The sequence below is a fragment of the Thioclava pacifica DSM 10166 genome (assembly GCF_000714535.1).
In the GTDB taxonomy this organism is placed as follows: Bacteria; Pseudomonadota; Alphaproteobacteria; order Rhodobacterales; family Rhodobacteraceae; genus Thioclava; species Thioclava pacifica.
On record NZ_AUND01000039.1, the window covers coordinates 129,705 to 153,112 of the forward strand.

The 23,408-nt window shown below is 65.7% G+C and carries 23 protein-coding genes; 21 read left to right on the top strand and 2 right to left on the bottom strand.

The features are described 5' to 3' along the window. The first annotated feature begins 8 nt into the window (after positions 1-8). The 21 genes from TP2_RS15580 to recN all read left to right on the top strand — a co-directional run bounded on the left by TP2_RS15580 (position 9) and on the right by recN (position 21,360). Positions 9-335 carry a hypothetical protein gene (locus tag TP2_RS15580; protein WP_038079397.1) on the top strand — a complete coding sequence of 109 codons (327 nt, stop codon included), beginning with the start codon at positions 9-11 and terminating at the stop codon, positions 333-335. A 640-nt stretch (positions 336-975) separates the two neighbouring features. Beyond that, a complete protein-coding gene (locus tag TP2_RS15585) occupies positions 976-1,401 on the top strand; it encodes a DUF2946 family protein (RefSeq protein WP_157617150.1) in 426 nt (141 codons plus the stop codon). 132 nt (positions 1,402-1,533) lie between these two features. Further along, positions 1,534-2,154 carry a nitrous oxide reductase accessory protein NosL gene (locus tag TP2_RS15590; protein ID WP_038079401.1) on the top strand — a complete coding sequence of 207 codons (621 nt, stop codon included), beginning with the start codon at positions 1,534-1,536 and terminating at the stop codon, positions 2,152-2,154. A gap of 116 nt (positions 2,155-2,270) precedes the next feature. Then, complete coding sequence (locus TP2_RS15595; RefSeq protein WP_038079402.1) at positions 2,271-2,813, top strand: nitrous oxide reductase accessory protein NosL; 543 nt, start codon at positions 2,271-2,273, stop codon at positions 2,811-2,813. Then, on the top strand, positions 2,813-3,145 hold the full coding sequence (locus TP2_RS15600; protein WP_051692724.1) for a hypothetical protein: 333 nt from the start codon (positions 2,813-2,815) through the stop codon (positions 3,143-3,145). Before TP2_RS15595 ends, TP2_RS15600 begins: the two co-directional genes overlap by 1 nt. Further along, a complete protein-coding gene (locus tag TP2_RS15605) occupies positions 3,142-4,284 on the top strand; it encodes an ABC transporter permease (RefSeq protein ID WP_038079403.1) in 1,143 nt (380 codons plus the stop codon). Before TP2_RS15600 ends, TP2_RS15605 begins: the two co-directional genes overlap by 4 nt. A gap of 10 nt (positions 4,285-4,294) precedes the next feature. Further along, entirely contained in the window at positions 4,295-4,975 is a 681-nt protein-coding gene (locus tag TP2_RS15610) for an ABC transporter ATP-binding protein (RefSeq protein WP_038079404.1), read from the top strand. Beyond that, on the top strand, positions 4,972-5,970 hold the full coding sequence (locus tag TP2_RS15615) for a hypothetical protein (RefSeq protein WP_038079405.1): 999 nt from the start codon (positions 4,972-4,974) through the stop codon (positions 5,968-5,970). The genes TP2_RS15610 and TP2_RS15615 overlap by 4 nt, the downstream gene beginning before the upstream one ends. Positions 5,971-6,089: 119 nt before the next feature. Next, a complete protein-coding gene (locus tag TP2_RS15620) occupies positions 6,090-7,256 on the top strand; it encodes a peptidoglycan glycosyltransferase FtsW (RefSeq protein WP_038079406.1) in 1,167 nt (388 codons plus the stop codon). Between the two features lie 16 nt (positions 7,257-7,272). Next, positions 7,273-8,376 (top strand): UDP-N-acetylglucosamine--N-acetylmuramyl-(pentapeptide) pyrophosphoryl-undecaprenol N-acetylglucosamine transferase, encoded by a 1,104-nt coding sequence (locus TP2_RS15625; protein WP_038079408.1) that lies wholly within the window; start codon positions 7,273-7,275, stop codon positions 8,374-8,376. After that, positions 8,373-9,782: a UDP-N-acetylmuramate--L-alanine ligase gene (murC, locus tag TP2_RS15630; RefSeq protein ID WP_038079410.1), complete on the top strand. Its 1,410-nt coding sequence runs from the start codon at positions 8,373-8,375 to the stop codon at positions 9,780-9,782. The genes TP2_RS15625 and murC overlap by 4 nt, the downstream gene beginning before the upstream one ends. A gap of 79 nt (positions 9,783-9,861) precedes the next feature. Further along, on the top strand, positions 9,862-11,052 hold the full coding sequence (locus TP2_RS15635; RefSeq protein WP_038079413.1) for an APC family permease: 1,191 nt from the start codon (positions 9,862-9,864) through the stop codon (positions 11,050-11,052). Next, positions 11,049-11,303 carry a DUF2484 family protein gene (locus TP2_RS15640; RefSeq protein WP_038079415.1) on the top strand — a complete coding sequence of 85 codons (255 nt, stop codon included), beginning with the start codon at positions 11,049-11,051 and terminating at the stop codon, positions 11,301-11,303. Before TP2_RS15635 ends, TP2_RS15640 begins: the two co-directional genes overlap by 4 nt. Before the next feature lie 44 nt (positions 11,304-11,347). Continuing rightward, complete coding sequence (gene murB / locus TP2_RS15645) at positions 11,348-12,280, top strand: UDP-N-acetylmuramate dehydrogenase (RefSeq protein WP_038079416.1); 933 nt, start codon at positions 11,348-11,350, stop codon at positions 12,278-12,280. A gap of 58 nt (positions 12,281-12,338) precedes the next feature. Next, positions 12,339-13,262 (top strand): D-alanine--D-alanine ligase, encoded by a 924-nt coding sequence (locus TP2_RS15650; RefSeq protein WP_084714372.1) that lies wholly within the window; start codon positions 12,339-12,341, stop codon positions 13,260-13,262. After that, positions 13,250-14,212, top strand: a complete 963-nt coding sequence (locus TP2_RS15655) for a cell division protein FtsQ/DivIB (RefSeq protein WP_051692726.1) — start codon at positions 13,250-13,252, stop codon at positions 14,210-14,212. The genes TP2_RS15650 and TP2_RS15655 overlap by 13 nt, the downstream gene beginning before the upstream one ends. Beyond that, positions 14,209-15,534, top strand: a complete 1,326-nt coding sequence (gene ftsA, locus TP2_RS15660; RefSeq protein WP_038079419.1) for a cell division protein FtsA — start codon at positions 14,209-14,211, stop codon at positions 15,532-15,534. Before TP2_RS15655 ends, ftsA begins: the two co-directional genes overlap by 4 nt. Positions 15,535-15,803: 269 nt before the next feature. Continuing rightward, positions 15,804-17,489, top strand: coding sequence for a cell division protein FtsZ (gene ftsZ / locus TP2_RS15665; RefSeq protein WP_038079420.1), 1,686 nt, complete (start codon positions 15,804-15,806; stop codon positions 17,487-17,489). Positions 17,490-17,721: 232 nt separating this feature from the next. Then, on the top strand, positions 17,722-18,642 hold the full coding sequence (lpxC, locus tag TP2_RS15670; protein ID WP_038079424.1) for a UDP-3-O-acyl-N-acetylglucosamine deacetylase: 921 nt from the start codon (positions 17,722-17,724) through the stop codon (positions 18,640-18,642). Positions 18,643-18,843: 201 nt separating this feature from the next. Then, a complete protein-coding gene (locus TP2_RS15675) occupies positions 18,844-19,692 on the top strand; it encodes an outer membrane protein assembly factor BamD (RefSeq protein WP_038079427.1) in 849 nt (282 codons plus the stop codon). Between the two features lie 18 nt (positions 19,693-19,710). Beyond that, positions 19,711-21,360, top strand: coding sequence for a DNA repair protein RecN (gene recN / locus TP2_RS15680; protein WP_038079429.1), 1,650 nt, complete (start codon positions 19,711-19,713; stop codon positions 21,358-21,360). Positions 21,361-21,531: 171 nt separating this feature from the next. Here recN and TP2_RS15685 read toward each other — a convergent pair whose 3' ends face one another. Beyond that, positions 21,532-21,924, bottom strand: a complete 393-nt coding sequence (locus TP2_RS15685; protein ID WP_038079430.1) for an SgcJ/EcaC family oxidoreductase — start codon at positions 21,922-21,924, stop codon at positions 21,532-21,534. Then, positions 21,921-23,297 carry an FAD-binding oxidoreductase gene (locus TP2_RS15690; RefSeq protein WP_038079434.1) on the bottom strand — a complete coding sequence of 459 codons (1,377 nt, stop codon included), beginning with the start codon at positions 23,295-23,297 and terminating at the stop codon, positions 21,921-21,923. The genes TP2_RS15685 and TP2_RS15690 overlap by 4 nt, the downstream gene beginning before the upstream one ends. Between the last annotated feature and the right edge of the window lie 111 nt (positions 23,298-23,408).

A 23,408-nucleotide genomic window follows, 5' to 3' on the forward strand; every position in this document is an offset into this window, starting at 1 on the left:
AGTTCAACATGAAACGCACCATTCTCTTCACTGCCGCACTCACCGCGGGCCTCGGTCTGGCCTCGCTCTCGCCTGCTCTGGCGCAGGGTCCGAACGGGTCGGGCGGTGGCAAGGGCGCTGGCGGCGGTGCTGGTGTCTCGGCGCAATCGGGCGACGTGTTGCAGCTCAAGACCCAGACCCGCACCCGCACGCAGACCCAGACGCAGAACCGCTACCAGATTCGCGACGGCGAGCTGGGGCAGGGCACTGTGAGCCGCTATCGCGATCAGCTGCGCGACGCGGTCCGCATCCGCAATGCCTGGGTGACCGACACGATCGAGCCCGTCGAGGAGTGATCGCCGGTGATGCGCGCCCCTTCTGCCTCTGACCGTGATCCGGTGAGGGAGCCGCCCGCTCGGCGAAGATCCGGGCAAGGGCAGCTAGGGGCGCGCGTTGCCGTCCGGACGCCGCTGCGGCGGGCCGGGACTTGGGAGCCGATGGTGGTGCTCGTCATCATCTGCCTGACGGGAGGAGAGCCTGCTTGGCTCTATTTCCTCGCGGCGGCTGCCTTGGTCCCGATCGCCGCGATGCGGCTCCTGCGGGGGGCTGCGGAGCGACGCTTGGCGCGCTCCGCAAGCCTGCCCTAAGCCTGACCCACCCGCTGGGCTTCCCCGAGGGGGCGTCTTGCAGGCGTGTCAGACGCCAGATCGATACCATGCACGGGCCTAGTTCCCCGGGCCTTCAGGCTCTTACCCCACCCCTAGCCGTGCATGGTCGGGCAAGCCCCCAACCCCTGTCCCCGGGGTTTGCCCGAAAATTTCTTGCACGACTATTGCGGTTCCGTCGGGTTGTCGCGCGCTCCGCAGAGCGCGCCGCCCGTCGCGCCGTTTCGCCTGGCTGCGGCACAATGAACTCTTGCGTTCACCCGCCGCAGTCTTAATCTCTCACCCGAATGCGAGGTTTCGTGAGGGACGCGTGAGGCACTCGACAGAACGAATGGCCCGGCGATTGGTATCGGGACGGGTGCTTGCGCTCGTCGCGATGCTGCTTCAGGCCCTGTTCTATGCCGATCACATCGGCGCCGCGGCAGCGGCAGAGTTCGGGCGCGCCGCGCCCGGAGCGCGTCTCGGTCTCCTCCAGATCTGTACGGGCGAGGGGATCGTCCTGATGACGCCGGACGGGCGGGTCGTTTCGAACCCGACCGCGCCTGCCGGGTCGACGGGACATGGCCACGGCTCCAACAGCGATTGTGCCGTCTGCTCGAGTGCGAGCGTGTGCGGTTTCGACGCGCCGAAGGCCACTCCCCTGCCGATCTTCGCGGCCCAGCTGGCCCCCGCGCCCTTCTTGTCCCTTCGGGCGCAGGGTGGGCTCAAGCTGCACCGCGACACCCAGACCCCGATCCGGGCTCCTCCCGTCGGCTGATCGCGGCCCTTCGCGACCCGTTATCCGTGGGCGCGCATGGACCGCATGCACATCAAATCGTGACAATCAGCTCAATGACATCGGCTTTGCCGGGCGCGAAGATGCCCCCGTTCAAGGCCTAGGAGGAAAACCATGAACCGCCGTACCTTCCTGCTCACCACCTCGACCGGGGTTGCTCTCGTTGCCGCGCAAGGCGCCAATGCCGAGGGCCAGATGATGCAGCAGATGCCCTGGGAATGGACCGACGAGAACGGGCTTGCCCGTTTCCTCAAGAAGGACACCAACCCGCTCGAGAACGAGTTCGAGAAATATCCGCGCTGCCCCTATTGCGGCATGATGCGTCAGATGTTCAGCCACACCCGCCAGCTCATCGTCTATGAAGATGACAGCGTGGATGGCACCTGCTCGATCCACTGCTCGGCAATTTCGCTCTCGATCAACATGGACCGCGGTCCGAGGACGATCTACGCGGGCGATGCCGGCTCGGAAGAGAAGATCAAGCCGCTGGCCGATACCGCCACGATGACCTTCGTGATCGACAGCAGCAAGCCGGGCACGATGACCGGCTCGTCGAAATGGGCCTATGCCGACAAGGCCAAGGCCGAGGCGGCGGCGACCCCGAGCGCGCAGCTGACCGATTTCGATGGCGCGCTGACCGTGGCCTATGTCGACATGGCCAAGGACACGATCAATATCCGCAAGCGCCGCGCCGAGCGTCGTATGAAAGCAGGCGAGATGAAGAAGGCCGAGTAAGGCCATCCATCGACAAGCGGGGCCGGAGCGATCCGGTCCCGTTTTCCTGCCGACACGATCCGCGAAGCTCGTCGCTCGAGCGATGACCGTCTCGCGGCCGAAAGGATAGTTCCCAGATGTGCAATCACCAGAACCCGCGCCCCTCGCGCCGCCGGATGCTGGCCTTGATGGCGGCCTCCTCTGCCGCGATGGGGCTTGGCGTCACCCCGCAACTCGCACAGGCCGCGGCCACCCCGATCGACCTGCCCAAGCCTGGCCCCAAGGATACCTGTCCGGTCTGCGGCATGTTCGTGGCGAAATACCCCGAATGGGTCGCGACCGTGCTTTACGAAGACGGCCATGCCGATCACTTCGACGGGGCCAAGGATTTCTTCAAATACCTGCACGACATGGAGAAATACGCCCAAGGTCGGACCGCCGATCAGATCAAGGGCATGGGTGTGACCGAATATTACTCGCTCAAGATGATCGAGGCGCATGGCGCGATCTATGCGATCGGCTCGGATGTGCTCGGTCCGATGGGCCACGAGCTGATCCCGCTGATGAACGAGGCCGATGCAAGCGACTTCCTGAAAGATCACAAGGGCAAGCGCACGCTCGCCTTTGACGAGGTCAAGGACGATCTGCTGACCCGTCTCGATAACGGCCAGACCGACTGATGCAGGCCCGCCGTCCCACGACCCCGGTGTTCATCGTCCTCGGCGCTCTAGCCGCGTTGCTGGCGATCGAGCTTTATTACACCGCCTTCGCCAGCGCCGCGCGCAACACGCGGCTGGCGAAGGAGGCGGGCCTCGTGCGGGCGCTCGGCCTGACCGACACGGCGCTGTTCACGGAGGCGCGCTACACGCGCCATCCCGCGCTCGCCGATCTCAATACCCCCTTTCAGGATCACCCGATGGGCTTCGACCATTTCCCCTCGGGCACGATCGTGCCGGTGCCGGACCTACCCGGAAACGGCTGGCTGATTTTCGAACCGGAGGCCAAGAAATGACCCCGTGGCTTCGCCGCCAGCGTGCGCTGGCCGATTACACTCTGGCCTCGCTCGCGCGGCGCAAAGGCAAGAATATCGCGCTGGTCGCGGTCTATGCGATCGTCGTCTTCGTGCTGGCCTCGGCAATGTTCTTCGCGGCTTCGCTGCGCTTCGAGACCTCTGCGGTGCTGCGCGACGCGCCCGAGGTGACGGTGCAGAAGATCACGATGGGGCGGCAGGATCTGATCGAGGGTTCGGTCGCCGAGGAGATCGGCAAGATCCGGGGCGTGACCTCGGCCAAGCCGCGTCTTTGGGGCTATTATTACGACCGGATCGTGGGGGCCAATTACACGGTGATGGTGCCCGATGACCCCGAGATGATCCCCGAACCCGGCTCGGTCATCGTGGGCGAGGGCATTCCGCGCGCGCGCGGCTTCAAATGGTCCGGCGCGCCCTTGTTCCTCTCGCGCTACGAGGGGGATCTGAAACGCTTCGATGTCGCGCGCGCCTTCGAGAGCGACTCCGCGCTGATGACCTCGGATCTGATGCTGATGAACGAGGCCGATTTTCGCGATTTCTTCGAGATCCCGGCCGGCCTTTATACCGATGTCGTGGCGACGGTCCGCAACCCCAACGAGGTCGCCACCATCGTCGAGAAAGGCTCGAACGCGCTGCCGCAGATGCGCTTTGTTACCCGCAGCGATATCGAGCGGACCTATCAGAAGCTCTTCGACTGGCGCGAGGGGCTGTTGGCCGCGCTCGCCGCCGCGGGCATCCTCGCCTTCGTGATTTTCGCGGCCGAAAAAGCCTCGGGTCTCTCGGCCGAGGAAATGCGCGAGATCGGTATTCTCAAGGCGGTCGGCTGGGATACGCGCGACGTGATCGCGATGAAGCTCTGGGAGGGCGGGCTCGTCTCGCTCGGGGCGTTTCTGCTCGGCACCGTCACCGCCTTCGCCCATGTGTTCTTCTTCGGCGCGCCACTCTTTGCACCGATCCTGAAAGGCTGGGCGGTGATCTACCCCGATTTCGCGCTCGCGCCTCATGTGGACGGGCTCGAACTGTTGACCTTGGCGCTTCTGACCATCGTGCCCTATATCGCCGCGACCCTCGTGCCGATCTGGCGCGTCGCCTCGGGCGATCCCGATGCGGTCATGCGGTGAGGAGGGGAAGATGATCACACTTACATCCGTCACCAAGCTTTACAACGAGGGCCGCCCGAACGAGGTGCAGGCGCTCAAGGGCATCGACCTGACGATCGCGCGCGACGCAATCACCGTTCTGAAGGGCCCGTCGGGCTCGGGCAAGACGACACTTCTGTCCATCGTTGCCTGCATGGCGCGGCCCACCACCGGCCGCGTGACGCTCGACGGCGAAGTGGTCTCGGGCCTGCCCGAACGCTTCCTGACCGAGCTGCGCCGGACCACTTTCGGCTTCGTCTTCCAGCGTTTCAACCTGATCCGGGGCCTCTCCGTGATCGAGAACGTGATGCTGCCTGCAGCTCCCTTGGGCGGCGATCATGCGAAGGTGCGCGAACGTGCGCTGGAGCGGCTCGCGGCGCTCGATCTGGCCGACAAGGCTCAGATGCCGGTCGAGTTCCTCTCGGGTGGCGAGACCCAGCGCGCCGCCATTGCCCGCGCGCTGATCAACGACGCGCCGATCGTGATTGCCGACGAGCCGACCGCGAACCTCGACACCGATCTGACCATGCGTTTCCTCGAAATCGTCCGGGCGCTGCGGGCCGAGGGCAAGACCGTCATCATGACCTCGCATGACCCGCGCATCTGGGATGCCGAAGGTGTGGATGCGGTGGTCGAGATGCGCGACGGCGCGATCTTCGGAGAATTCGCATGATCTTCCAGACCCCGATCATGGCGCTTTTGCTGGTCGCCGGGCTTGCGAGCCTCACCGCGCTCTGGTCCGGCGGTTTCGCGGTGCAGGTGCTGCGGCGCTGGAACCTCGCCGATATGAGCCGCGCCCAGTTGCAGCGCGAGCGCGCGACCGAACTGGTCTCGACCCTCTTCGCCGCTGTCATGCTGGCGGAACTCGCGGCGCTTCTGCTGTTCGTCTTCAATGCCGACCGGATGGCGTCGCTCTTCGTGGGGGCGATGTGCGCGGTGGGTACGCTCAACGTGAACGGTTACGGCTTCCCGGCGCTCTATCTGAAAATCGGGGTGTTCTTTGCGGCGACGCTCTGGCTGATGCTCGATAGGGCCGACCGGATGGGCCGCGACTACCCGCTGACCAAGGTGAAATACGGCGTCATGCTCGCCATCGTGCCGCTGGTTCTGGCGGATGCGGGTACGGAGCTGGCCTATTTTCTCAACATGCACACGGATGTCATCACGTCGTGCTGTTCCAAGCTGTTCACGCCTGCCAATGCGGGGCTCGCCAACGAGATGGCCTCGATCGGGCCGGGGATGTCGCTCTGGCTGCTGGGGTTTGCAGGTCTCGCCGTGGCCGTGTCGGGGGCGGTGGTGCTCTGGAGCGGGCGCGGAGCGCTCGCCTATGCGTTCCTTTCGGCGCTGATGTTCGCGCTGGCGCTCACGGCGGTGGTTTCGGTGATCGCGCCCTATATTTACGAATATCCCAACCACCATTGCCCGTTCTGCATCCTCAAGCCGGAATACAATTACTACGGCTATGCGCTTTATATCCCCCTGTTTCTCGGGACAGGGCTGGGCGTGGGCGCGGGGATGCTGTCGCTCTTTCGCAATCGTGAGAGCCTTGCGGACAAGCTGCCCGCGATGATCCGGCGGCAGGTGATCTGGTCGATGGCGGGGTTTGCAGGATTCGGGCTCGCGACGCTCTACGCGATCGCTTCGTCGAACCTGATCATCTTCGGGTGAACTGCCTGCGGGAAACCCCACTCGCGGGCTTTTTCCTAGTCAGGCCAAAGCTTTTGGTCTAGATTCTTCCTCAGACCCGGCAAACGGGCGCATTCGAGGCAGAAACGGCAGTATAGCCCATGACAGAAATGGCATTCGGCACCGTCCCCGTGCGGGCCGGTGAACCCATCCTTCCGAAATGGTGGCGCACCATCGACAAATGGGCGCTCGGCGCGGTGATGATGCTCTTCGGCCTTGGCATGTTGCTGGGGTTGGCGGCCTCGGTGCCGCTGGCGGAGCGCAACGGGCTCGAACCCTTCTACTATGTCAAACGTCAGGCGGTATTCGGCACGCTCGCGCTGGTGGTGATGTTCGCGATGTCGATGCTCGATCCCAAGCAGATCCGCCGCATCGGCGTAATCGGTTTCGCGGGCGCCTTCATCGCCGTGATGCTGCTGCCGGTTCTGGGTACTGATTTCGGCAAAGGGGCCGTGCGCTGGTATTCCTTCGGCTTTGCCTCGATCCAGCCATCGGAGTTTCTCAAGCCCGGTTTCGTGATCATCTCGGCCTGGTTCATGGCCGCGGCCCATGAGGTGGGCGGACCCAAGGGGCGGCTTTATTCCTTCCTGCTGATGGCGATCATCGTGGTCGCGTTGGCGCTGCAACCCGATTTCGGGCAGGCCTCGCTGGTGCTCTTTGCCTGGTCGGTGATGTATTTCATCTCGGGCGCGCCGATCGCGCTGCTGACCGGGATCGGCGCGATGACCGTCGCGGGCGGCTTCTTCGCCTATAACTTCTCCGAACATTTCGCGCGCCGGATCAACGGCTTCCTGTCGACCGAAGTCGATCCGCGCACGCAGATCGGCTACGCCACGAACGCCATTCAAGAAGGCGGGTTCTTCGGGGTCGGCGTGGGGCAGGGCTCGGTGAAATGGTCTCTGCCCGATGCGCATACCGATTTCATCATCGCGGTCGCGGCCGAGGAATACGGGCTCATTCTCGTTCTCTGCATCATCGCGCTTTACGCGACCGTTGTGATCCGCTCGCTCCTGCGCCTGATGCGGGAGCGCGACCCCTTCACCCGGCTCGCCGGTGCGGGGCTGGCCTGCGCTTTCGGCGTGCAGGCGATCATCAACATGGGCGTTGCGGTGCGTCTTTTGCCCGCGAAAGGCATGACTTTGCCGTTCGTCAGTTACGGTGGCTCTTCGGTCATTGCCTCGGGGATCGCGGTGGGTATGTTGCTCGCGCTGACTCGCACCCGGCCGCAAGGGCAGATTTCGGATATTCTCGCCCGGCGCGGCCGCTAATCCTCAGGAGGGGGATATGGCCAAGGACACGACCCCGCTACTTCTGATCGCCGCGGGCGGCACGGGCGGGCATATGTTCCCCGCGCAGGCGCTGGCCGAGGCGATGGTGCGCCGCGGTTGGCGGGTGAAGCTGTCCACCGACGCGCGCGGGGCGCGCTACGCGGGCGGCTTTCCACATGTGGTGACGGTCGAGCAGGTGGCTTCGGCGACGTTTGCGCGCGGCGGTGCGCTCGGCAAGCTGGGCGTGCCGTTCAAGATCCTGGGCGGCATGGCCTCGGCCATCGGGCGCAATCTCTCGGACAAGCCGAGCGTCGTGGTGGGCTTCGGCGGCTACCCGACGATCCCGGCGCTCTCCTCGGCCGTGTTCCTCGGCATCCCGCGCGCGATCCATGAACAGAACGGCATCATGGGCAAGGTGAACCGGGTCTTCGCGAAGAAGGTGAACCGGTTTGCCTGCGGCACCTGGCCGACCGATCTGCCCGAGGGCGTGCAGGGCGAGCATACCGGCAATCCGGTGCGCGCCGCCGTGCTGGAGCGCGCCGGCGCCGCCTATATCCCTCCCGGCGATTATCCGATGTCGGTCCTCGTGATCGGCGGCTCTCAGGGCGCGCGGATCTTGTCGGACACGGTCCCGGCGGCGCTTGCGAGCCTGCCCGAGCGTGCCCGCGCCAATCTGCGCGTCGCCCATCAGGCGCGCCCCGAAGACCTCGACCGGGTCGTGGCCGCCTATGAAGAAGCGGGCATCACGGCCGAGGTCGAACCCTTCTTCAACGACGTGCCGCGCCGTCTAAGCGAATGCCAGCTGGTAATCTCGCGCGCAGGCGCCTCGTCGGTTGCCGATATCTCGATCATCGGCCGTCCCGCGATCCTGATCCCTTACGCGGCTGCCGCAGGCGATCACCAGAGCGCCAACGCGCGCGGACTGGCTCAGGCAGGGGGCGCGATCGTGATCCCCGAAAGCCAGCTCTCGCCCGAGAGCCTCGCGGAACAGATCTCACTGGTGCTGGACAACCCCCATGGCGCGTTGCAGATGTCGCGCGCCGCCCTGTCCTACGGGGTGCCCGACGCCACCGATCGGCTTGTTGCCCTCGTCGAAGACCTAGCAGGAAAGAATAAATGAACGCGACCAAACTGCCCGGAGAACTCGGCCCCATCCATTTCGTCGGCATCGGCGGGATCGGCATGTCGGGCATCGCGGAAGTCCTGATGACCCAAGGCTTCACGGTGCAGGGCTCGGATGCGAAAGCCTCGAAGATCACCGACCGTCTGGCGAAACTGGGCGCGACCATCTTCGAAGGCCAGCGCGCCGAGAATATCGGCGAGGCGGCAGTGGTGGTGATCTCCACCGCGATCAAGCCGGGCAATCCGGAACTGGAAGAAGCGCGCCGTCGCGGCCTCCCGGTCGTGCGCCGCGCCGAGATGCTGGCCGAGCTGATGCGGCTCAAGTCGAACATTGCGATCGCGGGCACGCATGGGAAAACCACCACGACGACGATGGTGGCGACGCTTCTGGACAAGGGCAATTTCGACCCGACCGTCATCAATGGCGGGATCATCCACGCCTATGGCTCGAACGCACGCGCGGGCGCGGGCGAATGGATGGTGGTCGAGGCCGACGAGAGCGACGGCTCGTTCAACCGACTGCCCGCGACGATCGCCATCGTCACCAATATCGACCCCGAGCATATGGAGCACTGGCACTCCTTCGACGCGCTGCGCAAAGGGTTCTACGATTTCGTCTCGAACATCCCGTTCTACGGGCTCGCGGTCTGCTGCACCGATCACCCCGAGGTGCAGACGCTGGTGGGCAAGCTCAACGATCGCCGCGTCGTGACCTTCGGCTTCAACGCGCAGGCCGATGTGCGCGCGCTGAACCTGCGCTACGAGGCGGGTGTCGCGCATTTCGACATCGCGCTGCAGGGCGAAGAGGACAAGCCGGTGATCGAGGGCTGCACGCTGCCGATGCCGGGCGATCACAACGTCTCGAACGCGCTGGCCGCCGTCGCCGTCGCGCGCCATCTGGGCATGAAGAAAGACGAGATCCGCGAGGCGCTGGCGAATTTCGGCGGCGTGAACCGGCGCTTCACCAAGGTGGGCGAGGTTCTGGGCGGCGTCACGATCATCGACGATTACGGCCACCATCCGGTCGAGATCGCGGCCGTTCTGAAAGCCGCGCGTCAGGCGGTGCAACCCGGCGCGCGGGTGATCGCGGTGCATCAGCCGCACCGCTATTCGCGCCTGCATTCGCTGTTCGACGATTTCTGCACCTGCTTCAACGAGGCCGATGTGGTCGCCATCGCCGAGGTCTTTTCGGCGGGCGAGGAACCGATCGAGGGCGCGAGCCGCGATGATCTCGTGGCCGGGCTGATCGCGCATGGCCATCGTCATGCGCGTGCCATCATCTCGGAAGAAGATCTGGCCCGGTTGGTGCGCGAACAGGCGCGGCCCGGCGATATCGTGGTCTGCCTCGGGGCGGGGACGATCTCGACCTGGGCGAACAATCTGCCCGCGAAGCTGGGGGGCTGAGCGGGCGCCGGGCGCGTCCCGGCGGAAAACACAACTGCGGCGCTGCCACGTCGAGCGATTGGGCAAGGGATGCCGCGTCATGCGCAGCGAGACCCATCTGAAACGTCGCCTCGGGCCTGTTCTGATGATCGGATACGGGGTCGGCGTCATGGTGGGTGCGGGGATCTATGTCCTCGTCGGCGCGGTGGCTGCGCAGGCCGGGATCTGGGCGCCGCTGGCTTTCGCGCTGGCGGGGCTGATCGCGACCCCCTCTGCGCTTTCCTATGCCGAGCTGTCTTCGCGTATTCCCGAAGCCGCCGGCGAGGCCGCCTATGTCGAGGAAGGTCTGGGCAGCCATGCGCTTGGCGTTCTCGTGGGGCTTGGCATCGTGGCGGCGGGAACGATCTCGGCGGCGGCGGTGCTGCGCGGGGGCGCGGGCTATCTGACTTTGCTTCTGCCCCTTCCGAACGAGGTCGTGATGGTGGGGCTCGGCCTCGCACTGATCGGGGTGGCGTGTCTTGGCGTGCTGGAATCCGTGAGTTTTGCCGCGGTGCTGACCTTGATCGAGGTGACGGGGCTGGCTCTGGTGATCTGGGCCGGATTTTCGGTCGAACCGAGCCCGGATCTGAGCCCATTGCCCACACCTCATTGGCCGGGCATCGCGGCTGCCGCATCGCTGGCTTTCTTCGCCTTCATCGGCTTCGAGGACATGGTGAACATGTCCGAGGAAATGCGCAATCCGACACATGACATGCCGCGCGCGATCCTCGGCGCACTGGCGATCACCACGGTGCTTTATCTCGGCGTCTCGTGGGCGGCAGTACGTGCCGTGCCCCTGGCCGAGCTGAGCGCCTCCGAACAACCGCTGGCCCTTGTCTGGCAATCGGCGGGGCATGGGCCGCAGCTGCTGGCCGCTATCGCGGTGGCGGCGGCGCTGAACGGGGTGCTGGCGCAGGTGGTGATGGCGGCGCGGGTGCTCTACGGGTTGGGACGGCGCGCGCCGGCGCTGAGCGTCTTTCATGCCGCCCATCCCCGTCTTGGCACGCCGGTTCTGGCAACGGTTCTGTCCGGCGCGGGGATGATCGCGCTTGCGCTCTCGGCACCGGTCGAGCAATTGGCAGGTGCAAGCGCGATGGTGCTGCTTGGCGTCTTTCTGCTTGTCAATCTTGCGCTCATCGTGCTTAAGCGCCGCTCCGCCTTCGCGCCGTTCCGCGTGCCGATGGCGGTGCCGGTGCTGGGCGCGAGTTTCGCGGGCGCCGCTTTGATCGCCGCCCTGGGAGGTTTCGCATGACGATTTCGCTGCTCCTCGCCTGTGTTTGGGCGCTGCTTGCCACGGGCATCGCGCTTGGCCCGCAACGGTTCCACTGGCCCGCAGCCTGGGTGCTGATCGCGCTTGGCGTGCCGCTTGTGGGCTGGGTGACCTATGAGAACGGCCCGCTGCTGGGGCTGATTGCGCTGGCGGGTGGCATGTCGGTCCTGCGCTGGCCGGTGATCTACCTCTTTCGCGCCCTGCGCGGCCCGCGCGATCACGCTGGCGAGTGAGCCTCCGCTTGCCCTGAGCCGCCCACGGGGATACGAGAAACGCCATGAGTGATTGCCCTTCGAGCTATACCCCGCGCGGCGCGCTGACGCCGAACCGGCCGCTGGCCGATCTGACCTGGCTGCGTGTCGGCGGCCCGGCCGACTGGCTGTTCCAGCCTGCCGATGAGGACGACCTCGCGGCCTTCCTGAAGGGCTTGCCCGAGAACGTCCCGGTCTTCCCGATGGGCGTCGGCTCCAACCTGATCGTGCGCGATGGCGGGATCCGGGCGGTGGTGATCCGGCTCGGGCGCGGCTTCAACGGGATCGAGGTGCAGGGCGAGACAGTGATTGCGGGCGCTGCGGCGCTCGATGCCCATGTCGCGAGGCGCGCGGCGCAAGCGGGGCGCGACCTGACCTTCCTGCGCACCATTCCCGGCGCGATCGGCGGCGCAGTGCGGATGAATGCGGGCTGTTACGGCTCTTATGTCGCCGATCACCTGATCGAGGCGCGTGCGATCACCCGCGAGGGCGCGCGCGTCACGCTCACGCCCGAGGATCTGAACTTCGCCTATCGCCAGTCCGATCTGCCTGAGGGCTGGGTGCTGACCAGCGCCACCTTCCGCGCCGAGGCGGGCGAGCCGGAGGCGCTCGAGGCGCATATGGCCGAGCAACTCGCCAAGCGCGATGCCACCCAGCCCACTAAGGACCGCACCGCCGGTTCGACCTTCCGCAACCCTGCAGGCTTTTCCTCGACGGGTCGCGCCGATGATACGCATGAGCTGAAGGCGTGGAAGGTGATCGACGATGCCGGCATGCGCGGCGCTCGGATCGGTGGCGCGCAAATGTCCGAAAAACACAGCAATTTCCTGATCAACACTGGCGATGCTACCGCCGCGGACCTCGAAAATCTCGGTGAGGAGGTGCGCAAAAAGGTTGTGCAATCGAGTGGAATTTCGCTAGAGTGGGAAATCATGCGCGTAGGAGAATTCGAGGCATAAGACCTCTGCCCTAAAGCGCGATTTCCAAGACGGGGGCCAACCCCCGCATGAGGCGAAAGTGGCGGGTATGTCGAGCAGGGCATCCCATCGTGTGGCGGTTCTTTTGGGCGGCCCTTCCGCGGAGCGGGAGGTGTCTTTGTCCTCGGGGGCCGAATGCGTCAAGGCGCTGCGCACGGCGGGTTTCGAAGTGATCGAGATCGACGCGGGAGAGGATCTTCCGCAAAGGCTGGCCGATGCCAGCCCCGATTGCGTCTTCAACGCGCTTCATGGCCGCTGGGGCGAGGATGGCTGCGTGCAGGGCCTGCTCGAATGGCTGCGCATCCCCTATACCCATTCCGGCGTGCTCGCGTCTGCGCTTGCGATGGACAAGGCCCGCGCCAAGCAGGCCTATGCCGCCGTCGATCTGCCGATCGTGCAGTCGGTGATCGCGGGCAAGGACGAGGTGATGGCGCGCCATGTGCTGCCCGCGCCTTACGTCGTGAAGCCGAACAACGAGGGCTCCTCGGTCGGCGTCTATCTGGTGATGGACGGGGCGAATGCCCCGCCGAAGCTTTCCGATGCGATGCCCGCCGAAGTGATGGTCGAGACCTACGCGCCGGGCCGCGAGCTGACCGTGTCGGTGATGGGCGACCGCGCGCTGTGTGTGACCGAAATCATCACCGAGGGCTGGTATGACTATGACGCGAAATACCGCCCCGGCGGCTCGCGCCACGTCCTGCCCGCCGAAATTCCGATCGAGATCACCGAGGCCTGCCTCGATTACGCCTTGCGCGCCCATCAGGTGTTGGGCTGCCGGGGCCTGTCGCGCACCGATTTCCGCTGGGACGAGGGCAGGGGGCTCGCGGGCCTCGTACTCCTTGAGACCAACACCCAGCCGGGGATGACGCCCACCTCGCTCGCCCCGGAACAGGCCGCGCATTGCGGCATCGACTTCCCCGCGCTTTGCGCCTGGCTGGTGGAGGACGCCTCATGCGACCGCTGACCCCGCATCCTCCGAGCGAGGCCTCGGGACATCGCGGCGGATCCGCCGCTGGCATGGCGCCGCGCGTCTATCAGCGTGCACGCACGCCGCGCCGCGACCCCGCGCCGTCACGGCTGTCCTTCAAGCTTCAGCGGCTCTGGCTGACACCCGCTGTGCGCGCCTTCACCCGGATCGGCGTTCCGGTCTTTGTCGTGGTGCTCGGCCTCGGCCTCTGGCTCGGTGATCAGGGCCGCCGTGCCGATCTCGTCGCCAAGGTGCAGGACGTGAAGGAGGCGATCGAGCATCGCCCCGAATTCATGGTGAAGATCCTCAAGATCGAAGGCGCGAGCCCCGAAGTCGCCCATGCGGTGCGCGCGATGATGCCCGCAGGCCTGCCCGCCTCGAGCTTCGATATTGACCTCGACGCCTATCGCGACACGATCCGCCGTCTTGACGCGGTGGCTGATGTGAGCCTCGTGATCCGCGCGGGCGGTATTCTCGAAGCCGATGTCACCGAGCGCGTCCCGGCGATCCTGTGGCGCAAGCCCACCGGGCTCGAGATGCTCGACAATTCCGGTCACCGGGTCGCAACGCTGCTCACGCGCGAGGCCCGCCCTGATCTGCCCGTGATCGCTGGAGAGGGGGCGGACAAGGCCGTGCCCGAAGCGCTCCAGATCATGGCCGATGCCGGTCCGCTTCTGCCGCGTCTGCGCGGCCTCGAGCGGATGGGCGCGCGGCGCTGGGACATGGTGCTCGACAATGACCAGCGTATCATGTTGCCGGAGAAAGATCCGGTTGCGGCGCTTGACCGGATCCTCGCGCTCAACACCGCCGAGGATCTGCTCGCCCGCGATTTCACTGTGATCGATTTCCGCAACAAGGACCGCCCGACGATCCGGCTGAGCGATACCGCGCTCGCCGAGTTCCGCCGCGTCCAATCCGACATTCTCAAAGCGAGGGCCACGCAATGACCGATCTCTACGAGTTCCAGCGCGCGATGCGCAACATGCGCAAGGCCGCGATGCAACGCGGGGTGATCGCGCTTCTCGATATCGGCACCTCGAAGATCGCCTGCCTCGTGCTGCGGTTCGACAGCCCGAACGGGCCGGAGGAGGAAGGTTCGCTGGCCGGTCACGCCGCGGTCCGGGTGATCGGGGCAGCCACGACCCGCTCGCGCGGGGTGCGTTTTGGCGAGATCGACGCGATGGCCGAGACCGAGCGCGCGATCCGCACGGCCGTTCAGGCCGCGCAGAAGATGGCCAATACCCGCGTCGATCACGTGATCGCCTGTTTCGCTGGGGCTGAACCGCGCTCTTACGGGCTGGCGGGCGAAATCGAGGTCCAAGGCGATCAGGTCACCGAATGCGATGTGAGCCGCGTGCTGGCGGCGTGTGACATGCCGCCGATCGGAGCCGGGCGAGAGGTGCTTCATGCCCAGCCTGTCAACTTCGCGTTGGATCACCGCTCGGGGCTGGGCGATCCGCGTGGCCATGCCGGGCAGCGCCTCGCGGTCGACATGCATCTGTTGACGGTCGAGGAAACGGCAATCCAGAACCTGATCTATTGCATCCGGCGCTGCGATCTCGAACTCGCGGGCATCGCAAGCTCGGCCTATGTCTCGGGCATCTCCAGCCTCGTCGAGGACGAGCAGGAGCTGGGGTCGGCCTGCGTGGATATGGGCGGCGGCGCAACGGGCGTGTCGATCTTCATGAAGAAACACATGATCTATGCCGATGCGGTGCGGCTGGGTGGTGATCATGTCACCCGCGACATCGCGGCCGGGCTTCAGGTGCCGATGTCGGTGGCCGAGCGGATCAAGACCTTCCATGGCGGCGTTGTCGCCACGGGCATGGATGATCGCGAGATGATCGAGCTGGGTGGCAATTCCGGCGATTGGGAAAAGGACCGTCGCCAGATCAGCCGTGCCGAGCTGATCGGGATCATGCGCCCGCGCGTCGAGGAAATCCTCGAGGATGTACGCGCGATCCTCGACGGGGCCGGGTTCGAACACCTGCCCTCCAAGCAGATCGTGCTGACCGGCGGCGCAAGCCAGATCCCCGGTCTGGATGGTCTCGCGGCCCGAATCCTCGGGCAGAACGTGCGCCTCGGACGGCCGATGCGCGTGCAGGGTCCGCCGCAGGCCGCGACCGGTTCGGGGTTTTCCTCGGTGGTCGGGCTGGCGCTCTTCGCGGCCCATCCGCAAGACGAATGGTGGGATTTCGAAATGCCGCCCGAGACCATGGGCGGGCGCTCGCTGCGCCGGGCCATCCGCTGGTTCCGGGACAACTGGTGAAATGTTGAAAAAGTGAAATTCAGGCGATCTCAGGCATCTGTCATGCGACCTTAATGCGATCGCAGGGGCGGCAGGGGTGCCGCTCGGTCAACACCATATTCTGAGACTTGCGCGAAATACCGCTTGTCACGCAAAAGCGAACTCCAGATTTTGTGGTTTGGGGCGGTTTTTTGCGTGACGATGTGGCGATTCATCGCTAAAATCGGTCTAATTTCCATTCAATTCGGTCTGGGACAGGGCCGGGCAGCAACAACAGGCGGACAAACCACATGGCGTTGAATTTGATGATGTCAGAGCAGCAGGACCTCAAGCCCCGGATCACCGTGTTCGGCGTTGGCGGCGCGGGCGGCAACGCGGTCAACAACATGATCGAGAAGCAGCTTGAAGGGGTCGAGTTCGTCGTCGCGAATACCGATGCCCAGGCGCTCCAGCAGTCCAAATCGCAAGCCCGCGTTCAGATGGGTACGCAGGTTACCGAAGGCCTCGGCGCTGGTGCGCGCCCCTCTGTTGGTGCGGCCGCTGCCGAAGAGAGCATCGAGACCATCGTGGATCACCTCGCCGGCGCGCATATGTGCTTCATCACCGCTGGCATGGGCGGCGGCACCGGAACGGGTGCGGCTCCGATCATCGCGCAGGCCGCGCGTGAACTCGGCGTTCTGACCGTCGGCGTCGTCACCAAGCCCTTCCAGTTCGAAGGCGCCAAGCGGATGCGTCAGGCCGAAGAGGGGCTGGAGGCGCTGCAAAAAGTTGTCGACACGCTGATCATCATTCCGAACCAGAACCTGTTCCGTCTGGCGAATGAGAAGACCACCTTCACCGAAGCCTTCGCGATGGCCGACGACGTGCTCTATCAGGGCGTGAAGGGCGTGACCGACCTGATGGTCCGTCCGGGCCTCATCAACCTCGACTTCGCCGATGTCCGCGCCGTGATGGACGAGATGGGCAAGGCGATGATGGGCACGGGCGAGTCCAACGGCGAGGACCGTGCGGTTCAGGCGGCCGAGAAGGCGATCGCGAACCCGCTGCTCGACGAGATCTCGCTCAAAGGCGCGAAAGGCGTTCTCATCAACATCACCGGCGGCTACGACCTCACGCTGTTCGAGCTCGACGAGGCCGCAAACCGCATCCGCGAGGAAGTGGACCCGGACGCCAACATCATCGTCGGCTCGACGCTGGACCCCGACATGGACGGGGCGATGCGCGTGTCGGTCGTCGCGACCGGTATCGACGCGCTGGCCGTGACCACCGAGATCCCGGTGCCGCGCCGCTCGCTTGCCGAGCCGCTGAAGCCCGCCGAGCCGGTGCAGGAGCGCGCTCCCGAGCCCGCGCCGCAGCCCGTGCGCGAAGAACCCGTTGCGGTCGCCCCGGCGCCCCAGCCCGCGCCGCAACCGGCCCCCGGCCCGGCGCTGAGCATCAATGCGACCCAACCTGTCGCTCAGCCGGCTCCGCAGCCCACGACCGAACGCACCCTGTTCGACGCGCCGGCAGCCCGTGCCGCCGCCGAGGCGCCGCAAGCGCGCGCTCCGGAAGTGGCCGACGACCTGCCGCCCCCGGCCTATCGTGCGCAAAGCGAACCGGCGCCCGAGCTGCATGTGGAGGACGAAGCGGCCTATGTCGCCCCCCGTCCGCGCCAGCCCGGCACGCCTTCGCCCGAAGCCCTGCGTCGCCTTGAAGCCGCGGTGAACAAGGCTCCGGCGGCGCCGCAGCAGCGCCCGATGGCCGCGAGCCGTCCGGCCGCACCGGCGCCTCAGCCGCAGGCCGAGAAGCCGCGTTTCGGGATCAACTCGCTGATCAACCGGATGACCGGTCACGGCCATCCTGAAGCCCAACCCGCGCCGCAGCCGGCCCCGCGTCAGCAGGCCGCTCAGCCGCGTGCCGAGGCCTATGACGACGAGCAGAGCGACGATCAGGATCGCATCGAGATCCCCGCTTTCCTGCGTCGTCAGGCGAACTGAGCGAAAAAATCGCTTCACAAATCGCGAGGAAGGGTCGGATTTTTCCGGCCCTTTTTCTTTTGAAATCATGATCTTGCTGCACCCTGCGCAAGGTTTTGCCCGGACAGGGCTGCATTGTTTCACTCCGTTACAAAGAGTGAATTGTGATGCGGGGCGCGTCTGACTAACTGAGGCTGCGGCAACGGGAATTGAGATTCCGTTACCGCCAGAGATAAAAGTTGTGAGGTCAATCGTGCAGACGACGCTTGCCAAATCCGTGGCCTTTTCGGGCGTTGGGCTCCATTCGGGCGCCCCGGTCGAGATGCATGTGCATCCCGCCCCCGCTGGTCATGGCATCGTGTTCCGCCGTACTGACGTGACCGGCGTGAACCCGCGTGTCCCCGCGCTCTGGGACCGGGTACCGAACGCCACGCTCTGCACGCTCATCGAGAATGAAGATGGGGTCCAGGTCTCGACGATTGAACACCTGATGGCCGCGCTCGTGGGCGCAGGCATTCACAATGCGCTGATCGCGTTGAACGCCGGCGAAGTGCCGATCCTTGACGGATCTTCGGCGCCTTTCGTGGATGCGTTCTGCAAGGCGGGTCTGCGTCAGCTCGCGGGTGAGCTGCGCGCCATCCGCATCCTCAAGCCGGTCGAAGTGCGCAACGGCGAGGCTGTCGCCCGCCTTGAGCCTGCGGCAAGCCTCGAGATCGATTTCCAGATCGACTTCACCGATGCCGCGATTGGCCAGCAGAGCAAGCGCCTGAAAATGGCGAACGGCGCCTTCGTGCGCGAGCTGATGGACAGCCGTACCTTCTGCCGCCTCGCCGATGTCGATGCGATGCAGGAAAACGGTCTGGCCCTTGGCGGTACCTTCGAGAACGCGGTCGTCGTCGATGGCGACAAGGTTCTGAGCCCCGGTGGTCTGCGCCATGCCGACGAACCGGTGCGCCACAAGATGCTCGATGCGCTTGGGGATCTCGCGCTGGCGGGCGCGCCGATCCTGGGCCGTTATCGCGGTAATCGGGCGGGGCACGCGATGACCAACAACCTGCTGCGCGCGCTGTTTGAGCGCCCCGATGCCTGGTGCTGGGAGACCTGCTCTCCGGCGCAGGCCTACAGCCTTCCAGGTGCGGGCGTTTGCCGCGCCGAAGCCTTGGCAAGCGCCTGAGCTTGCATCCCCCGCTGAGGCGGGTACACAAGCTCTTGTTCGGTAGCGTCCCGTAGACGCCAAATCCGCCCGGAAAACCGTCAAACGCATTTTGCGCCCCGGATTTTTCTGTGCTAGGAAATCCCGAACAGCCCCGGAACACGGGGTGAGATTAGACGGGCCCGGGGCGTTCCCGGCAGCGAAAAAGGGATGGGGCAGGGCATGGCGCGCGGCAAATCGGCGGCAGCGAAACTCGGGGCTCTTGGTCTTGTGACGGCGCTGACCGCGTGCGGTCCCGATCCGAATGCCGCTCCGAATCTCGAGAATTTCACCGCTCAGCAGATCTATGAGCGTGGCGAATACGAGCTCGAAGTCGGCAATCCGCGTCGCCCCAATGATGCGCTGAAGTATTTTTCCGAGGTCGAGCGTCTCTATCCCTATTCGCAATGGGCCAAGCGCGCGCTGATCATGGAGGCCTATGCCCAGCACCGCGCCAAGAAATATGAAGAGGCCCGCGCCTCTGCGCAGCGCTTCCTCGACACCTACCCGGGCGATGAGGATGCGGCTTATGCGCAATATCTGCTGGCGCTCAGCTATTACGATCAGATCGACGAGGTCGGCCGCGACCAGGGCCTGACCTTCCAGGCGCTCCAGTCGCTGCGCGACGTGATCGAGAAATACCCGGATTCGGAATATGCCCAGTCGGCGATCCTGAAATTCGATCTCGCCTTCGACCATCTCGCGGGCAAGGAGATGGAGATCGGGCGCTACTATCTCAAGCGCGGCAACTACACCGCAGCGATCAACCGTTTCCGTGTCGTGGTCGAACAGTTCCAGACCACGTCGCACACTCCCGAGGCGCTCGAGCGTCTCGTCGAGGCCTATCTTGCGCTTGGCATCACCGACGAGGCGCAGACGGCTGGTGCGATCCTTGGCCACAACTTCCAGTCCTCGCCCTTCTACCAGGATGCCTACAACCTGCTCGAAAAGCGCGGTCTCAAGCCCGAAGCGAAGGGCAATGGCTGGCTTGCGAAGGTCTATCGGCAGGTGATCCGCGGCGAGTGGCTCTGACCGGGGCGGCGGCCTGACATGCTGCGATCGCTGGATATCCGCGACATTCTGATCATCGAGAGGCTGGAGCTGGATTTCGGCCCCGGCCTCAATGTGCTCACCGGCGAGACTGGCGCGGGCAAGTCGATCCTGCTCGACTGTCTGGGCTTCGTGCTGGGCTGGCGCGGGCGGGCCGAGCTGGTGCGCCTGGGCGCCGATCAGGGCGAGGTCACGGCGGTGTTCGAACTGCCCGGGAGCCATCCCGCACGCGCTGTCCTCGACGAGGCCGGCATTCCTGTCTCCGACGAGCTGATCTTGCGCCGGGTGAATGCGCGCGACGGACGCAAGACCGCCTGGATCAACGACCGCCGGGCAAGCGGCGACGTGCTGAGGCAGGTCTCCGCCTCGCTGGTCGAGCTGCATGGACAACAAGATGACGGGGGTCTTCTGAACGAACGGGGCCACCGGGCGCTGCTTGATCTTTTCGCAGGCCATGACGATCTGCTCGCGGCCAGCCGTTCGGCCTGGAAAGCCCGCGCTGCGGCGGCGCGCAAGCTCGAGGCGGCGCGCGTCGCGCTGGCGGCGGTGAAGGACGAAGAGGATTTCCTGCGCCATGCCGTCGGTGAACTCGACAAGCTCGATCCGAAACCCGGCGAGGAAGCCGAACTCGACAGCCAGCGCCGCCTGATGCAGGGCGCGGCAAAGATCCGCGAAGACGTGGCGCGGGCGTTCTCGGCTTTGGGGCCGGAGGGCGCCGAGGGTGCGATGCGCGATGCCGACCGCTGGCTGCAAGGGGCTGCGGACCGGGCCGAGGGGCGTCTGGATGCGCCGCTCGAGGCGCTCGAACGCGCGCTTCTGGAACTGGGCGAGGCGGCGCAGGGGGTGGAAGAGGCGCTCGAGGCGCTCGATTTCGATCCACATGCGCTCGAGGCCTGCGAGGAACGCCTCTTCGCGATCCGGGCGCTGGCGCGCAAACATGGCGTTCTGGCCGATGAGCTTGGGACATTCGCCGACGGGCTGCGCGAGAAACTCGCAGCGCTGGATGCGGGCGAAGAGGGAATCGGCGCGCTGGAAGCGGCGCTGAGCCAGGCCGGGGCCGAGTATGACAAGGCCGCTGCCGCGCTGTCCAAAGCGCGTTCGGAAGCCGCTGGCAAACTCGACGCCGCGATGGCGGGAGAACTCGCGCCGCTGAAGATGGAACGCGCCGTGTTTGAAACGCGGATCAGCGACGGCGAACCGGGCGCGGAGGGTTCCGATACCGTGCGCTTCACGGTCGCGACCAACCCCGGCGCCCCGGCGGGCCCCTTGAACAAGATCGCCTCGGGGGGCGAGTTGTCGCGCTTCCTTCTGGCGCTCAAGGTCGTGCTTGCACGCGGCGCCGACACGCTCACGCTGATCTTCGACGAGATCGACCGCGGCGTGGGCGGAGCCACCGCCGATGCGGTCGGACGCCGCCTCGCACGTCTGGCCGAGGGCGCTCAAGTGCTTGTCGTCACCCATTCCCCGCAGGTCGCCGCCCGCGGTGCCACCCATTTCCGCGTCGCGAAATCGGTCAGTGACGGGATGACGACCTCGGAAGTCCGCGCGCTTGCCGAGGCCGAGCGCACTGACGAGATCGCCCGCATGATCTCGGGCGCGGAAGTGACCGAAGCCGCCCGTGCTGCCGCGCAGGATCTGCTCAAGGGCTAAGGCGCATCCTTTCCTGCCTGCGCCCCCCGATCGGCATGATCACGCCAAGGGAAAACGCGCCCCTTCTTCTTGATGAAAGTATCTCGGGGGAGTCGCCGTCAGGCGACGGGGGCAGAGCCCCCTCTCTCACGCATGATTGTCGCCAATCAGTGACGGGCGGTCGATCCCTCCTTAGACGGCTTCCACCACGAATTGCGCCGCGACGATCTCCCAGCCGGCATCCGAGAGCCCCAGTGTCGCCGCCAGCGTGCAGCCGATCCGGCCCGCATCCGAACCATCGGCATTCACGATCCCGGTCAGCACGAAACGTTGCAGGATCACCGCCGCTTCCGGCCCCACCGGGCGAAGCTTCGTCTTGCCGGTCACGAGCCGTGCCCGCGAGAAGGCTCCGGCCAGCTCACCCGCCAGAAGCTCCGCGATGTCCTCGCGCCCGCTTGCCATCCCGCCGGTGAGAGAGAGGAAATCGGCGTCGGGCGCGAAGAAACCCGCCAGCATCTGCGCGTCGCGCGCGCCCCAGGCCTTGGCGAAGGCGCGCGGCAGTTCTTCGGGGGTGTCAAAGCTCATCCGTTCTGCTCCACCAGTTTGCCGGGGTTGAGAATGTTTTGCGGATCGAGCGCGCGCTTGATCTGGCCCATCACGTCCCAGCCCGCGCCATGCTCGTCGCGCATATAGCCCATCTTGCCCATGCCGATGCCATGCTCGCCAGTCACCGTGCCGCCCATCGCGAGCGCCCGCTCGGCCATCTTTGCCGCGACCGCTTTGGCGCGTTTGAACTCATCGCGGTCTTCGGGGTCGAGCAGCAGCACCGAATGGAAATTCCCGTCGCCGACATGGCCCACGACCGGGCCGATCAGGCCTGCGGCTTCGATGTCGTGCTTGGTCTCGGCCACGGCCTCGGCCAGCCGCGAGATTGGCACGCAGATATCGGTCACGAGCCCCATGCAGCCGGGCCGATGCGCGATCGAGGCGGGGTAGGCGCCGTGGCGCATCTTCCACAGGCGGTTGCGGTCCTCGGTGGTCGTGGCCCATTGGAAATCGGCCCCGCCCATCTCGGCCACGACCTCGCCGAAGCGTTCCGAAGCCTCGGCGACGCCGCTATCCGAGCCGTGAAACTCGATCATCAGATGGGGTTTCGCGGGGAAATTCGTGCCATTGGCCTCGTTGAAGATCTGCGCGGTCAAGTCGTCGACGAACTCGATCCGCGCCATCGGGATGCCCATCTGGATCGTCAGCTGCACCGTCTCGACCGCCGCTTCCAGTGTGTCGAAAGCGCAGACGGCCGACGAGATCGCCTCGGGCTGGCCATGCAGCTTCAGCGTCAGCTCGGTGATGATCCCGAGCGTCCCTTCCGAGCCCAGCATCAGCGCGGTCAGATCGTAACCGGCGGAGGATTTCTTCGCGCGGCTTCCGGTGCGGATGATCCGCCCGTCGGCCATCACGACCTCGAGCCCCGCCACGTTGTCGCGCATCGAACCATAGCGCACCGTCGTCGTGCCGCTCGCCCGGGTCGCCGCCATCCCGCCCAAGCTCGCATTCGCGCCCGGATCGACCGGGAAGAACAGCCCCGTCGCGCGCAGATCGGTATTGAGCGCCTCGCGCGTCACGCCTGGCTGCACGCGTACCTGCATATCCTCGGCGAGCACTTCCACGACCTTGTCCATCCGCATCATGTCGAGGCTGATCCCGCCCCGGATCGGCAGCGCGTGGCCCTCCAGCGAGGTGCCCGTGCCCCAGGCGGTTATCGGCACGTCATGGGTGGCGCAGATCTTCACGATCTCGCTGACCTCCTGCGTGCTCTCGGGATAGGCGACCGCATCGGGCGGGCTCGCGGGAAACCAGGTCTCGGACTGGCCATGCTGGTCGCGCTCGGCCTGGCTTGTGGCAAGTCGTTTGCCCAGAAGGGTTTCCAGCTCCGCCAATGCCTGCGCCAGTGCCATATCGCCTCTCCCTTTTTCAAGTCGCCCAAGCATTAGGCGCATCGCTTGCGAAGGGAAAGGGGCGCCAAAAAATGTCGGCGGTTTTTGTCTCGGATCAAGGATTTGTAACGT